The sequence below is a fragment of the Streptomyces sp. NPDC001002 genome (assembly GCF_053599215.1).
On record NZ_JBSFLV010000204.1, the window covers coordinates 1 to 14455 of the forward strand.

Annotated in this window: 11 protein-coding genes and 1 pseudogene; 5 read left to right on the forward strand and 7 right to left on the reverse strand. The window is 69.4% G+C overall.

Going from position 1 to position 14455, the window contains the following annotated elements:
• The 3 genes from ACWDR3_RS44050 to ACWDR3_RS44060 all read right to left on the reverse strand — a co-directional run.
• The coding region (locus tag ACWDR3_RS44050; RefSeq protein ID WP_450358326.1) for a hypothetical protein at positions 1-436 on the reverse strand (436 nt) is incomplete at its 3' end.
• A 117-nt stretch (positions 437-553) separates the two neighbouring features.
• Positions 554-3688: an AfsR/SARP family transcriptional regulator gene (locus ACWDR3_RS44055; protein WP_450358327.1), complete on the reverse strand. Its 3135-nt coding sequence runs from the start codon at positions 3686-3688 to the stop codon at positions 554-556.
• A gap of 323 nt (positions 3689-4011) precedes the next feature.
• Entirely contained in the window at positions 4012-4443 is a 432-nt protein-coding gene (locus tag ACWDR3_RS44060; RefSeq protein ID WP_450358328.1) for an ankyrin repeat domain-containing protein, read from the reverse strand.
• 291 nt (positions 4444-4734) lie between these two features.
• On the opposite strand from ACWDR3_RS44060, the gene ACWDR3_RS44065 reads away from it, so the two are divergent.
• The 3 genes from ACWDR3_RS44065 to ACWDR3_RS44075 all read left to right on the forward strand — a co-directional run bounded on the left by ACWDR3_RS44065 (position 4735) and on the right by ACWDR3_RS44075 (position 7548).
• A complete protein-coding gene (locus ACWDR3_RS44065; RefSeq protein WP_450358329.1) occupies positions 4735-5091 on the forward strand; it encodes a DoxX family protein in 357 nt (118 codons plus the stop codon).
• 953 nt (positions 5092-6044) lie between these two features.
• Positions 6045-6926, forward strand: a complete 882-nt coding sequence (locus tag ACWDR3_RS44070; protein ID WP_450358330.1) for a YihY/virulence factor BrkB family protein — start codon at positions 6045-6047, stop codon at positions 6924-6926.
• A 175-nt stretch (positions 6927-7101) separates the two neighbouring features.
• A complete protein-coding gene (locus tag ACWDR3_RS44075; RefSeq protein ID WP_450358331.1) occupies positions 7102-7548 on the forward strand; it encodes a hypothetical protein in 447 nt (148 codons plus the stop codon).
• A gap of 164 nt (positions 7549-7712) precedes the next feature.
• On the opposite strand, the gene ACWDR3_RS44080 is transcribed toward ACWDR3_RS44075, so the two are convergent.
• Positions 7713-8507, reverse strand: a complete 795-nt coding sequence (locus ACWDR3_RS44080) for a crotonase/enoyl-CoA hydratase family protein (protein WP_450358332.1) — start codon at positions 8505-8507, stop codon at positions 7713-7715.
• A 55-nt stretch (positions 8508-8562) separates the two neighbouring features.
• On the reverse strand, positions 8563-9771 hold the full coding sequence (locus ACWDR3_RS44085) for a cytochrome P450 family protein (RefSeq protein WP_450358333.1): 1209 nt from the start codon (positions 9769-9771) through the stop codon (positions 8563-8565).
• A 391-nt stretch (positions 9772-10162) separates the two neighbouring features.
• On the opposite strand from ACWDR3_RS44085, the pseudogene ACWDR3_RS44090 reads away from it, so the two are divergent.
• Positions 10163-10454: pseudogene (locus ACWDR3_RS44090) on the forward strand (hypothetical protein); the annotation flags it as partial.
• A 492-nt stretch (positions 10455-10946) separates the two neighbouring features.
• On the opposite strand, the gene ACWDR3_RS44095 reads toward ACWDR3_RS44090, so the two are convergent.
• The gene (locus tag ACWDR3_RS44095) at positions 10947-11585 is read right to left on the reverse strand and encodes a DUF4232 domain-containing protein (protein ID WP_450358334.1); all 639 of its coding nucleotides are present in this window, start codon (positions 11583-11585) and stop codon (positions 10947-10949) included.
• 270 nt (positions 11586-11855) lie between these two features.
• Between ACWDR3_RS44095 and ACWDR3_RS44100 the strand changes: the two genes are divergently transcribed.
• The gene (locus tag ACWDR3_RS44100; RefSeq protein ID WP_450358335.1) at positions 11856-12470 is read left to right on the forward strand and encodes a hypothetical protein; all 615 of its coding nucleotides are present in this window, start codon (positions 11856-11858) and stop codon (positions 12468-12470) included.
• A gap of 389 nt (positions 12471-12859) precedes the next feature.
• Here ACWDR3_RS44100 and ACWDR3_RS44105 read toward each other — a convergent pair whose 3' ends face one another.
• Positions 12860-13792 carry an aldo/keto reductase gene (locus ACWDR3_RS44105; protein ID WP_450358336.1) on the reverse strand — a complete coding sequence of 311 codons (933 nt, stop codon included), beginning with the start codon at positions 13790-13792 and terminating at the stop codon, positions 12860-12862.
• Positions 13793-14455: the final 663 nt, after the last annotated feature.

A 14455-nucleotide genomic window follows, 5' to 3' on the forward strand; every position in this document is an offset into this window, starting at 1 on the left:
CGCCCTCGAAGCCCGTGCCGGGCGACTGGAAGCCGTAGCCCTGGTCGTACGTCAGCTTGGTGCCGGGATCACGGAGCAGGCCGCCGGCGTCCGTGGCGGTGTCCTTCATCCAGCCGCTCGCCCCGTTGTCGGCCACCGTCCACTCCCAGCGGTAGGGATGCGGTCCGCCCACGTAGTACTCCGAGCTGCTGCCCTCCCAACGACAGGTGAACCAGCTGGGGTTGGAGTACATGTAGCCGACGATCCGGGAGGGGTCGGGGTAGAAGAAGGCCAGATCCTTGTAGCCGTAGACCGGCGCGCCCACACGGTTGTAGCACCACCATGAGCCGGCGTTCTGCCAGCACCCACTCGCCGCGGAAGCGGGCGGCGCGGCGAGCGTGCCGAGCCCGACCGTCAGCGCGGCGGCGCTGCAGAGGACGGCGAGTGACTTTCTCATTTGCATCGGATCGCACTCCAGTCAAATGCGGTCGAGGAGTTGGGGGCGCACTGGACATGGACAACCCCCGTTGTCGTGGGCCGAAGCGGTCCCGGGGTCGACGTTAGGGGGCCGGACTCAAGGAAAACTGCGGAGATTCTCTGGCTCGGCCGCCAAGGGCGGTGGTACCGGCGAGGAGGGCCCCGGCAGTTTGGTTGCGGGGGACGACGTGAGGTCCGGTACGGGGAAGGGTTCATCCGCCTCCCTGCTTCCGAAGCGGCGGAACGTGGCCCTGGCCTCGTCACGCGCTTCAGCCGCCTCGCTCCACCGGTTCAGCAGCCAAAGGGCCTGGGCCAGGTCACGCAAGGTGCGAGCGCGCCACAGCGGGAGACCCAGCGAGTCCCACCACTCCAGGGCCCGGCCCAGGAACCGGCAGGCGTCCGCCGGCCGGCCGGCGGCGAGCTCGCTCTCTCCCCAGGTACGCAGCACGAGCGCCTGGCCGAAGCCGTCCTCCATCTCGCGGCACACCTCCAGCGCGTCCCGCAGCAGAACCTGCGCGTCGCTCACCCGCCCCTGACGGATCCGCGTCTTGGCCAGAGACTGCGCGGCGTATGCGGTCATCAGCCGGTCACCTGACCCACGCAGCGCGGCAAGCGCCCGGGCAGCGTCGCGGGCCGCGCCCTCCCAGTCGTCGGCCGCACGCCGGGTGATGCCGAGGAAGCGCAGCACGAGGCCGACGCCGTGCTCGTCGCCCACCGCACGGAACTCCCGTAGGGCCGCCGCGAGTTCGTCGAGGGCCTCCTCCAAGCGGCCGATCTCCGTCAGGATCCTGCCGCGGCTGTACCTGGCCCCCGCCGTGGCGCCGATGTCCGGGTGGTGGGTGTGCAGCAGCGGGTGGAGCCGGTCCAGGGCGGCCAGCGCCGCCACGAACTCTCCCTTCTCCGCGAGAACCCCGCTCAGCTTCAGCAGGGTCACCACGAGGCCGCCGGCGTCTCCCATGTCCTCGTACAGCGCCAGGGCCTGACCGTAGTAGTCGACGGCCTCATCATGGCGGTCCTGTTCGCCGCGCAGCCAGCCCAGACCGGCCAGCAGGAGCGCCTCCGCCGCACGGTCTCCGTCCCGGCGCGCGGCTTTGAGGGCCACGGAGTGGGTACGCCACCAGGAGTGGAACCGGTTGTGCATCGCGAACGAGGAGGCGCACAGGGTGGCCGCCAGGTCGGTGGCGAGCCGGCCGAGCCCCACTTCGGTGGCGCGCTCGACCATGCGTACGAGGGCCGACTGCTCCGCCTCGAACCACGCGGCCGGCGCGGCGAGTACCGTCTCCCGGACCCGCGCGTCGGCCACCGTCGCCCCGCGGTGCGCCGACGGGCCCGGGCGCAACAGCCGTACGGGGGTGCGGCTGGACGCCTCTTCGACCAGAGCCAGCCAGCCGCTCCCGGCGCGCTCGGCCGCCGCGCGCAGGACGTGTGGCTCGTCCTCGGCCACGGCACGTTCATAGGCGAACAGCCGGGTCAGGTCGTGCAGGCGGTAGCGGACGGTGCCGGTGCCGTCCGTGTCCGCGATCTGTACCAGTTGCACGCGGACCAGTTCGTCGACGACGTCTTCTCCGTCCTCGGCGCCCTTGTCCAGCAGGACGGCGACGAGCCACGCCGGGAAGTCGGGCAGCCCGAGCCAGCCGACCCTTCGCAGACCGGCCCGCGCCAGGGGCGAGGCACCGGCGTAGCTGAGGGCGAGGCTGCCGCGCACCTCCAGATCACCGATGGCCAGTTCGTTCAGCCGCCGGTGCTCCTCGCGCAACCGGCCGGTGAATCTGTGCAGTGTCAGGTCGGGGCGGGCGGACAGCCTGGCTCCTGCGATCCGCACCGCGAGCGGCAGGTGTCCGCACAGTTCGACGATGTCCCGCGCCAGGCCGCGCTCGGCCTCGATCCGGGCGGATCCGGCGACCCGTTCCAGCAGTCGGAGGGAGTCCGTGCCGTCCAGTTCGGGCAGGTCCAGCCGCCGGGCCCCCTCCAGCGCCGCGAGTGGCGACCGGCTGGTGACAAGGCAGGCACAGCGGGCTCCGCTGGGCAGCAGCGGACGTACTTGGCGCTCGTCGGCCGCGTCGTCGAGGACGACGAGCACACGGCGGTCGGCGAGCAGGGTGCGGTAGAGGTCGACGCGTTCGCCAGTACGTCGCGGCAGGCTGTGCTCGGCGACGCCGAGGGCGAGCAGGAACCGTCCCAGCACCTCGTCGGGGGTCTTGGGCCGGTCCCGAGTGCCGTGCAGTTCGGCGAACAACTGGCCGTCGGGGAAGCGGCGACGCAGCAGGTGGGCGGCGTGCACCATCAGGGCCGTCTTGCCCACGCCGGGAGCGCCGGCGACGGTCAGCACCGGATCGCGGACCTCGCGCAGGTGTTGGAGAACGGCCATGCGGCCGGTGAAGTCAGGTGTGTCCGGCGGGAGTTGGCGCGGGGTCGGGGGAGTCGCGGGAGCGTGTCGACGGGCGGACGGCTCAACGCCTCGGGCAGGCGACCCCGGAAGGCGGTCGCCGGGCCGTGGTCCGCCGTCTCCGCCGGCGAGGACCCGGCGATGGATCGCCCGCAGCCCGGGACCGGGTTCGATGCCGAGCTCCTCGACGAGAACCCGCCGCCCCTCCTGATACCGGATCAGCGCGTCCGACTGCCTGCCCTGCCGGGCGAGCGCGAGCATGAGGTGCCCACGCAGCCGCTCCCGCAACGGGTGACGTTTCGTCATGGCCGCCAGCTCGTCCACCGGTACGACGTCCCAGCCGAGCGGAACGGCAGCGTCCAGCAGGTCTTCCTGAACGTCCAGGCGCAGCTCGGTCAGCCGACTGCTCTCGCCGACCGCCCAGGCGCCCGAGGTTCCGCCCAGTGCCGCACCGCGCCAGCGGCCCAGCGCCCGGACGTACGCGTCCACGGCGTCTTCGGGCCGGCACTCGGCGGCCGCACGGCGGGCGGCCGCCACGTCGTCGGCGAAGTCACGCACGTCGACCCGGTATGCCGGGAGGTCGATCCGGTAGGCGTCGCCCTCCCGAACCAGCACTCCCGGGCCAAGAATGCTGCGCAGGGCCGAGACGTGCGTGTGCAGCGATCGCCGGGGATCTCCGGGCAGACGTTCACCCCACAGCGCGTCGACGATCCGGTCGACCGGCACCGCCCGGCCGCCCTCGCACGCCAACAGGGCCACAAGCGTGCGCTGCTTGGGCCCCCCGAGCGTGATCGCGCCGCGTTCGGTGTCCCGTAACCGGACAGGGCCCAGCACTTCGATGTCCATGGATCATGCCCCCGATTCACGCCGTTCCCTGGTGGTCGGTCAGGGCGGGCGCAGCAGGACAGTTTATCTCCGGTCGGCCTTCCGGTTCGGGCCCGTCGGTGATCACCGGCCGAAAGCCGGTGGGGCGCCGGGTCGGTCGCGGCATGCCCGCGCTGGGGAGGGCTGGGTCGAGGAGCTCGACCGGGTCGGCGGTGTCTCGGCGCACGTTTTGAGTACTGGCCACAGCCCGAGAGCGTGGCGGTCGCCTCTGCCTGACGTAGCGCGCGTCTGTTGGTAAACCGGTCGAGGGGCTGTGGCGAAGGTGAGTGGTGAGATTCTCCTGGCTACGGAGCTGGGCGAGCTTTCGTGGTTGAGCGCGCTCCTGCTGCCCTGAGGATTTCGGCAGTGTCGGGGTGGGGGCCATTGTCCGCCCAGTCCAGCGGGGACCGGCCTGCGCCGTGGTCTTCGCGGAGGGTGGGATCCGCGCCATACGTCAACAGTTCCCGGACCGTTGCGGTGTGTCCCCAGCAGGCAGCTGCGGACAGCGGTGTGCCCTCGGAGCCGGGGCCGCTGCTTTCAGCGTCAGGGGAAGCCCCGGCCTCCATGAGCAAGCGGGCCACCTCGGCCTCTCCCTGCACCGATGCCAGGTACAGAGGAGTTGTGCCGTCAGTGTTCCTTCTCTCCGGACTCGCACCGTCGCGCAGCAGGCTCTTCGCGCCGCTGGCGTCACCTGACAGGATTGCCTGGGAGAGCTTCTTCTGCCGGCGCTGCTTCATAGCCGGTGAGGCTAGCGATCATGGGCACGCCGGAACCACTGATATCCATTCTTTGATCATTGCGACCAGCGCAGTGGCCTCGTAGCGGACGGCGGTAGGGCCGGTCGCCGAGATCGTCGCCCGCTTCCGGCAGCACCATCGTGCGATCTCGCCCAAGGACTCTCAGGGGCGCTGGGTGCCCCGGACCGCCCGCCGATGTCACGAAAACGAGGCGCCGGCCCCTCTTACAGGCGAAGCGCATGTTGCAACGGGCTGCCCAGCAGTGCCGCCCGCTACAGAGATGGAGATGCCTTGTTCGCCGCCTACCTCACGGTGACCATCCTCGGCGCGGTCTTCAACGGTGCCGCCGCCGTCACCTACCTGATCGGCCACGAGTACCCCAGGACCCAGGCGGACATGAAAGGACTGCCCCGGAAGTGGGTACCGGTACTGGGCATGCTGCTCGCCGCGGGTACCGCAGGGCTGCTGGCCGGACTCGCCGTGCCCGTACTCGGAACCCTCGCGGCTTCCGGCCTGGTGCTCTATTTCATCGGGGCCATCATCGCCCACCTGCGCGTCGGCTCCCGCAACGTCGTGGGTGGGATCGTGTTCCTCGGCACCGCGACAGCGGCCTTGGCCCTGGGCCTGGGGTACCACGGCGCCCGGTAATCGGCGAGGCGGTCAGGCCCCGTCTCCTGCTTCCGGCCCCCGAGCGGGCCGACGCCGCTGGTTCAGCCCTTTAGATGGGCGAGTAGTGCCAGGTGGCCACAGCGTTCGGGGTGACCACAGCGACCGTGCGTTCCAGGGAGACTGGGCGCACCACGCCCACCGGACTGCGGCGGGCCTCCTACGCGGCGTTCCTCAGCGGTTTGGCCCACGCGCTGCCACCCCTGCCGGCCCCGGCCGTTCCTCCGACCCCGAGACCGGTTCGACGCACCCGGCGCACCCGTCCGGTCGGGACGGACACCGGGGTTCGCCCGCTGCCGTCGGCCCCTCCCAGCCTGCTTGCCCCGTCTGCCCTGGCAGGGACGGCTACCAGCGTGGTCGGTCTGCCCGTCGGACCCCGCCCGGATCCGGTCTCGGCCGGCCGCGTGCGCAGGTTCCGGTTCGCGACCGCGGCGGTGGGGGTGTGGATCGCCGTCGGACATCTGATCACGACCGCTCCTGTGCCTCACCTGTAGTTCAGGGCGGTACGCCCGCCACGGCCCCGCCGTTTCCCGGTCGCCGCGTCACAGCCGCGGCCGGGACGGGTCCAATCAAGTGAATGGGGCTGCAGAGCGCGTAACCGCACGTCGACGGGGCAGCCGTCGGGAATGGATCCGGAGGATCCGGTGAGAGGCGGATGAGGACAGGGATGGGGACGAGCACACCCTTTGTGGGGACGACCGCGGACACAGCGTCGGCGCTCGCGGGGTTCTTCGACGAGGACGGCGTCCGGGATGTGCGGGCCGGAGCCACGGGCCCGGCCCCCGGGGCCCGCCCCGGCGAGTCGAGGGCTCGTACGGCGAAAGCCTCCGCGTCCGTCCGCCAAGGGAAGCTGGAGATGTTCCGCGGACGAACGCGGCCCGTGATGGCTTGCGGTGTCCACGAGGCCCCTGACGTTCGACGGAACCCCACACCCCATGTCGGCTGAGCCTTACGCCGCGGTCGCCCGCCGGCTCCTGCGGCCCCGGCTCCCAGCGAACTGGTGGCCCGCCCTGCGGCGTACTCCGGTGGCTCTGTGGAACGACGACATGTCCGACTATGCGGCGGCCCTGACGTACTACGCGATCCTCGCCGTGCTGCCCGCGATGCTGGCCGCCGTCCTGGCGTTCGGGATGATCAGCCCGGACACTGCTCAGGAGTTCGTCTCCCACGTCACCGCCTACGCGCCGGCCGAAGCCGGGGCCGCTCTGCACGCGGTGCTGACCCACGCGCTGCGCACGGACGGGACGACCTGGCCGCTACTCGCGGTCGGCGTGGCCAGCGCCCTGTGGTCGGCGTCCAGTTACCTCGCCGTCTTCCGCCGTGCCCTGCACCGCATGCACCGCGTCGAGGACCGGCGCTCCCCGTGGCGCAAGGCACCCCGCATCGTCCTCACCGCGCTCGGGCTGCTCGGGCTGCTCCTGCTCGGCTCGCTGACCCTCCTGCTGACCGGCCCGCTCGCCGAGACCCTGGGCCACGCCTTCGGCCTGGACCACACGGCGGCCTGGACATGGAGTCTGCTGCGCTGGCCCGTGCTGCTGTGCCTGGTCGCCCTGCTCGTGGTGGTCGTCTTCCACACCGGACCGGCGTCCGCCCGCCCGGGCCGGCACAGCCTTCCCGGCGGAGCGCTGGCCGCCGCGCTGTGGCTGACGGTCTCCGCGGGTTTCTCCTCGTACGCCGCCACCATCGGTGCCTACAGCAGGCTCTACGGCTCACTCGCCGGCGTCGTCGTCTTCCTGATCTGGCTGTGGCTGTCCAACCTCGCCCTGCTGACCGGCGCGCAGTTCGCGGCGGAACTCGCCGGTCGGCGGGATCCCTGACACGGTTCGTGGCCAACGGTGAGCCGGGACACCTCCAGGTTCTGCCCAGTAGGCGTGGCCGGAGAAGGAAAATGAAGCCGGGCACGACTCTTTGATCGGCATGCGTCACCATGGTCTGCCGGCAGCGCGTCATGTGGCGGCCTGGTAGGGCGATTTAGCGGTGAGGGCGGGGCTCGTGGATCAGAGCGAAGACCAGATTTTGGCTGAGGAGCTAGCCGCTCTCGGCGCGACGGTTGGTGGTGGTCGCTTGGTCCGGGTTGTGGCCAAGCTGATGAGCAAGAACGTCCACGAGATCGATCTGCTTGTTCCCTTGCCGTTCGACGATGTCGTGAGGCGCGTATCCGGTGTACTCAGGGGGGCGGGCCACGCAGTCGAGACGGTGCCCGTTGGCTCAGACGAGGACGATGCGACGATCCGTGTCGTTGTCGGCGGCGGTGCCGGCAGTCTGAATCCGGTAGTGGTGACCGCGCGAGTACTGAGGGTCGATGAGGACAGCTCGGAGATCTGGCTGCGTGCGGCTGCCAAAGAGGGCCTCATCAGGCAGCGAGCCGGAGAGAAAACCGCAGTTCGCCTCGCCGCGCTGCTGGGCGAGGCAACCGGAGCGGATCGGACGCACGGGTGAGCGGCGCAGTCGACAGCCAGGATCGTCTGAACATCTCGACCGCCGCCGCCACCAGGAGACCCACGGCACCCGGCGGCAACGCCCGCGGCCGGGCGCACACAAGGACCGAGGGGACAGTCCCGTGAACGGAACTATCCAATTGCTGGGGCCAGGTGCTGCCACCCTCAGCGTTCGGTGGGGAGGGACGTCGACCGCTGCCAGGCCGGTGGGCGCTTCTCGGTGAACGCGATGGCGCCTTCGGTGGCTGTAGTCGTGATGAAGACGGGTCTGCTGAGGGGGTCCTGAACTGTATAGGCGGTGTGGTCGTCGAGGCCGCGGGTGTCCTGGACGATCCGCTTCGTGATGTGGACCGCTTCGCGGGAATGGGCTTGGACGCGTTCGGCCAGGGTGAGGGCTGCGGCCAGAGCCTGGCCTTCCGGGCCGAGCTGGTTGACGAGTCCGTGGCGTGCCGCGTCCGCTGCGGGCAGCGGTGACGCGGTCAGGAGCATCTCCATGGCCACGTGGTACGGCAGGCGGCCGGGGAGGCGGATGGCCCCGCCCTCGGCGGCGACCAGCCCTCGAGCGACTTCGGGCAGGGCGAAGAAGGCGGTGTCCGCGGCGGTGATGAGGTCGCAGGCAAGGGCGAGTTCGAAACCGCCGGCGACGGCCGCGCCCTCGACGGCGGCGATGAGCGGTGTGCGCAGGCGGGCGCGCGTCAGGCCGGCAAGTCCGCGGTCGGCGACGACCGGCACCCCTTCGGCAGGGAAGGTCTTCAGGTCCATGCCGGAGCAGAAGTGGCCGCCTGCCCCGGTCAGGATGCCGACGGTCAGGGCCGGGTCGGTCTCCAGGCGAGTGAGAGCCGCGTCCAGCGCCTGGGCCAGGGGCCGGTCGACTGCGTTGCGGACGTGGGGTCTGTTGAGGGTCATGAGCAGGACGCCGCGGCGCGGTTCGCTCACGACGACGGGGTCTTGACTGTCCATCGGTTGTGCTCCTGGGCAGAGGGATGTCCGGTGCGGTGCGCGGGGTCGGGGCGGGTCAGTTCCGCACGACGGGCAGGGCGGCCAGTCCCCGCATGACCCGGGTCGGCCGCCACACGAGTTCGTCGGCCGGCTTGGCCAGTCGCACGGAGCCCAGGCGGCGCAGCAGCAGCGGGAAGGCGATGGCGCCTTCGAGGCGGGCGAGGGCGGCGCCGATGCAGAAGTGCGGGCCGTGCCCGAAGGCGAGGTGGTCGTTGGGTGTGCGGGTCACATCGAGGCGGTCCGCGTCCGGGAAGTGGGTCTCGTCCCGGTTGGCGGAGCCGATCAGGAGACTGACGATGGCTCCCTCGCCGATCCGCTGCCCGTGGAGGGAGATCGGTTGTGCCGCGCACCTGAAGGTCGCGTCCCGTACCGGGGAGTCGTAGCGCAGCAGTTCCTCGACCGCGGTCGCGACAGCGTCGGGGTCGACATGCGGTGCGGTGAGCCGGGCGGTCTGGCCGGGGTTGCGGAGCAGGGCGAGCGTGCCGTTCCCGATGAGGTTCATGGTGGTGTCGTGGCCCACCATGAGCAACAGGTAGGCCGTGGACCGCAGTTCGGCTTCGCTCATCGCCCCGCTCTCGTCACTCGCCCGCACCAGGGCGCCGAGCAGGTCCACCACGTCGGTTTCGTCCCCGCCGCGTTTGCCGGCGATCAGCGTGTCCAGCAGAACGTGCAGGTCGTTTTCCACCCGGGCCGGGTCCGCTCCGGGGGCGGAGGTGATGGTGGCCATGAGGGTGTCGCGGGTCGCTTGGCTGTCCAGTTCCCGGGGAACTCCGAGGATCGCGCAGATCATCCGGAACGTCAGGGGGGCCGCGAAGTCCGCGATCACATCCACGTGGGCGTGGTCCTTGATCTTCTCCAGCAGACGGCACGCGGTGTCCGTGATGACGGGTTCGAGCTTCGCGATCCGGCGGGGGATGAACGCCGCGTTCACCAGGGTCCGCAACCGGGTGTGGTCTGGGGGATCCGCGTGGACCACATGCCGGTTGAGCCCGGAGGGCCCCGGAACGTAGCCGGGTACCCGGGCCGGGTCCTTGCTCAGTCGGCGGTCGCTCAGCAGAGCCCGGACGTCCGCGTAGCGGGAGATCTGCCACACGGTGGGACGTCCGGGCCTGCGGTCCGCGTGGGCGGGCGCATGCCGGCGCAACCAGGCGAAGTAGGGGTACGGGTCCTGTACACGTGTGCGGAGCAGTTCAGGATGTGGGGACGGGACAGCGGGATCGGTCACTGAAGCTCCGGACTCGGAACCCAACACGGACATCGCACCAACGACCGCAGCCGCCCGGAAGATACCGAAACCGCACCGTTTGGCGCCAAGAGAAGAGCAGACCACCTCGAGGAACGACTTCATCCGGGATGAAGAGGGAACCGAGCAGTCCTTGGAGACAGGTCCGGGGTCATGTTGCTGCCCGGGGCCTCGCTGAGCGTGTCCCTGCTTCCTCAAGGCGTACGTACGAGTTGTGCGCCGAGCAGAGCCGCGCGGCAAAGGCCTGTCCCCGCTGGACCACCGGGTTCGGCTCCCTGGCTTTGAGGCGCTGCGTCACCGTGTTCCTGGCTGCGGCATGGGTGGCCGGGGAAGGGGTGGACCGATGACGGCAGCAGACAGGGCGAAGTCCGCCATGAAATCTGGGGCGAAGCGGTTGTTGGAGCGCGCTGGGTTCCGCCTCGTGCGCAGTACCGCCCCCAGCGGTGGCGTCGATGATTGCATCCCGTTCGAGCCGACGATGCGGGCCGCGCGGGCGGCCGGTCTGTCGGTGGGGGATTACATCGACGAGGTCATGAACGGGACCCCGGGGGCCCCAGTCCACCGTCGACGAGTTGCGGGCCCTCGGTGTCTTAGCCGCGGTGCCCGACACAGTGCTGGAGATCGGCCCCGGATCCGGACGGTACCTGGAGAAGACGCGGAAGGAAGTGCGACTTGTGCGCTGCCAGGGCCCTCAAGCGGTCGGCCCTGACAGCTGGGGAGGTGTGCTGCTGGCGTACTAGGGCCTATGTCGGAAACGCATCAGGGCCTGTCATGATCCACTTTTGGGGCGTGGAGATCTGACGCGCAAGCAAGGGGCCATGCTGGAACCGCTCTTGCCGGTGGGTATGAAGCCGGGACGGCCTCCGGTCTGGTCCAAGCGGTAGCTGGTCAACGGCATACTTTGGCTGCCGCGGACTGGAGCGCCCGGGAGTCCTTGGTCGTGAAGAACTCCCCGGTGAAGTATCTGGCGAGTGTGGTGTCCGGCCCAGGGCGCGTCGTCGGTGCGGCCGACCCCTTGGACAAGGGCGGTGGTTTGCCTCCGGTGTGGTGCCCGGTGTCCTGATGGCGCTGGCGCCAGCAACGGCGCTCAGTGAGAACTGACCCCGATCCGCTCGACATCGTCCTGTTATGCGCGTTGGTGTTGCGCCTGGTGTCGGTCAAGAAGGCTGTACGGCCGCTACGGCGGTGACGGTCACGGTGTCGTCGCACTCGGCGAACTGCCCGTCGTCCAGAGCCACCTGGTGCGCTCCGGACCCCGGCAGCCGGACGACCATCGTGGGATACAGCACGGGTGCCGAACCGGACACGCAGTACCCGTCGGCCTCTCCCTGCACCTGCACGAACGTCAGCTTCACCCACGCTTTGCCACCGGGGGTCACCTTCACCGACGTCGCGGCTCCGGTCGGCTTGACAGTGAGCGGCACGTTCATCTCGGGAGAGCCGTTCCCGGCGCCGGCCACCGTGGGGTGCCCCGTGAGGACGCACGTCTGTGCGGACACGTTGGTGAACTCGACGATGGCCGCCCCGGTCCCCGTACCGGCCGGCCGCGCGGCGGCCTGACGGGCGGTTGCCTTCAGGCTGCCGGCGGAACAGGTCGGCGCCGAACCGCCCGGAGCGGGGGTGGACGACGCAGGCGCGGGGGAGGAGGCCGCTGAACTGACGGCCCCGGACGGAGTGACGCCGCCGTCTGCGCTGTCCGCACCGCCCTCACCGGGCTGACATCCCGCCACCGCCAGGGCCGCCGAAGCCACGAGGACCGCCATCGCCGAACCGCGCATTCCGTTGACGTACCGCATGCTGTCCCCCTGAGTTCGAGTTGTCCGGAGCGCGGCTTATCGCCGCCCCCGTCGGACGAGACAGACCCCTGGAGCTGGTAGTTCTCATGCACTTTGACCTGTGACCCGCCGGTGACGAAACGCGTGTCGAATGCGAAGACGCCCGTGCGAAACAGAACCGCTCGGTCTTCTCCATCGTCTGGAGGGGGGAAGCAGAGCCGAGACGGGGGGCGCCTCATGGTTCTGGTGTTGCATTTGAGGTTTTAGGGAAAGGCTGTCGAAGTGGTGTTAGTGGATCAGAGGACGAGGCGCGTCGGTGCGATCGCGGGAGCTGCCGTCGCGGCGGTCGTGGGTCTGTCCGGCTGCTCGGAGGACCCGGAGTCCGGCGAGGGCCAGAAGCAGCCCGTAAGCAGTTCCCCGGTCGACGACAAGAGCAAGTCGCCCGAGGGAGGCTCGTCAGCGGCGTCGGGCGTGGACCGGTCCTCTGCCGAGAAGGCGGTCACCGGCTGGGTCGCGGCGATCATCAAGGGCGATGTCGAGGAGGCGTGCCTGCTGATGGCGGAGCCGGCGGACGGTTCCCGGCCCGCGCAGGTCGGCAGTACGAAGACATGCGGCGATGGCGCGCCCGAGCGTGAGCGGATGAAGGCGACCCTCGGACAGTTCAAGGAGTCGTTCACTCCCGACCCACCTTCGAACGATCCGAAGGTGGAGGTCACGCAGGACCTCGGCACAGGAGACAAGGTCACGGTCCCCGCAGCCAAGATCAATGTTGACGGCCAGGCCCTCGACAAGATCGTCCTGTCCCACTCGACCGGGGTGACGCAGGACCAGTTGGACATCAAGGTCGAGTCCAGCAGGATCGAGGGCTCCTGGTACGTGACCAACCTCGACTTCAACGTCGGCTGAGGCCGTTGCGTCGTACGCCGTGGTCGCGCTGACCGGCGCCGCGAGTCGGAGGCCGAGCGAATAGCCGCGCGGGACATCAAACGGCGGGCGGCATCACCGTAGACGCTGCCTCACGGCTGCAGCCGGACAGCCACTGCTGACCCTCTGTTCCCTCCCGCCGGACCTTGAGGTCCGGCGGGAGGGACAGGTCGATGTTGACGTGGGTCGGCTGCGGCCCGACGGTCACCGGACACCGCATTCGACCAACCGCCTCACCCGCCGTAGGGGCGCCTCGGCCACCGGACCAGGCGGCGACGCACCGAGGACGTCTTCCGGAGGCGCTCACACCCTGAGTCGTAGACGGCGTCACGAGAAGTGCGAGCGGAATGGTCGTCGGGACAAGTCAGAGGCTAGGGCACTTTGTATCCGGCGGCGCGGAACAGTTCGTACCATTCGGATCGGCTGAGAGGGATGTCGGAACCGAGCGCGGCGGCCGTGACGCGTTCCGGCGTGGTCGTGCCGAGCACGACCTGCATCTGTGCGGGGTGGCGCGTGATCCAGGCGACCGCGATCGCCTCGGCCGGCACGCCGTATTTGTCGCTCAGCCGGTCGATCACTGCGTTCAGCTCGGGGAAGCGTTCGGAACCGAGGAACGGGCCGTCGAAGAATCCGGCCTGGAAGGGCGACCACGCCTGGATGGTGATGTCGTGCAGACGGCAGTAGTCGACGACTCCGTCATCACGTACGACCGACTGATCGAGGTTCTGCATATTCGCTGCGACGCCCTGCGCGATCATCGGGGCGTGAGTGATCGACAGCTGAAGCTGGTTCGCCACGATCGGTTGCGTCACGTGCTTGCGCAGGAGGTCGAGCTGTCGGGGAGTCTGGTTGGAGACGCCGAAGGCGCGCACCTTGCCCGCCGCCGACAGCTCGTCGAAGGCGCGGGCCACCTCCTCCGGCTCGACGAGAGCGTCGGGACGGTGCAGCAGCAGGATGTCGAGATAGTCCGTGTTCAGTGCCTGGAGTGAACCGTTCACGGACTCGATGATGTGGTCGTAGGAGAAGTCGAAGTACGGCCCGTCCTTGACGATGCCGGCCTTCGTCTGAATGACGAACTGCTCACGCTCCGACGAGCTGAGTTTCATGGCTTCAGCGAACCGACGCTCGCAACCGTGGTAGTCCGAGCCGTAGACGTCGGCGTGATCGAGGAAGGTGATGCCGGCGTCGCGTGCAGTGTTTACGAGTGTGCGCACCGCCTCGTCGGTCATGTCCTGGATGCGCATCAGTCCAAGGACGACGTTGGGGACCACCATGTCGGTGCCGGGCAGGGTGAAGGTCTTCATGTGGCTCTTTCGCTGTGTCGTGAACGTTTCAGACGGAACGAAGTGCGAACTGATCAGCCGTGAAGTCGACGACCGTTCCTCCTCCGGGACGCCTTGGCGAGTGCGTGGTGCGGTCGGTGCGACGTCGCGTGCTCACTCTAGAAATCACCGATCTAGAAATCCAACAACTCGTGGTTCTGGTATTGAGAACCGTGGGATGTGAATAAATTCGTCATAGCGAGCGCGAAGGGTACGGGCGAGGACCGTCGTCGACGTGAGCCGCCTCCGCGGTCTCCTGCTCCAGCTCAGTGGCAGACAAGGAACCCGGCAGAGCAGGCGCGGTGGCGGAAAGACTCCCGGGCTCCCCGCGGTGGGCATCGTGACGGGGCCACAGGGGAGACCAATACAGGGATGCGGACGGACCGCCCGTGAATCCAACAGACGCGGACCAGTGTCCTGTGGTGACACGGCAAGAGTTACTCCCGCGTGCCACAGGCCGGCACTGATCGCCACGGTCATGGCCACCGCGGCCCAGACGACCCGTTTGAGGACAGTGTTGTCAACTGACGACCTCGTGCACGGTTGGCCGTGGCTCGGTGCTCGGGTGGCTCGTTGAGCTCTGCATGAGGGGGGCTGGGGCGCGTGAGTTGATCGTGGCGGAGTACCGGATCACCGGGCTGTCGC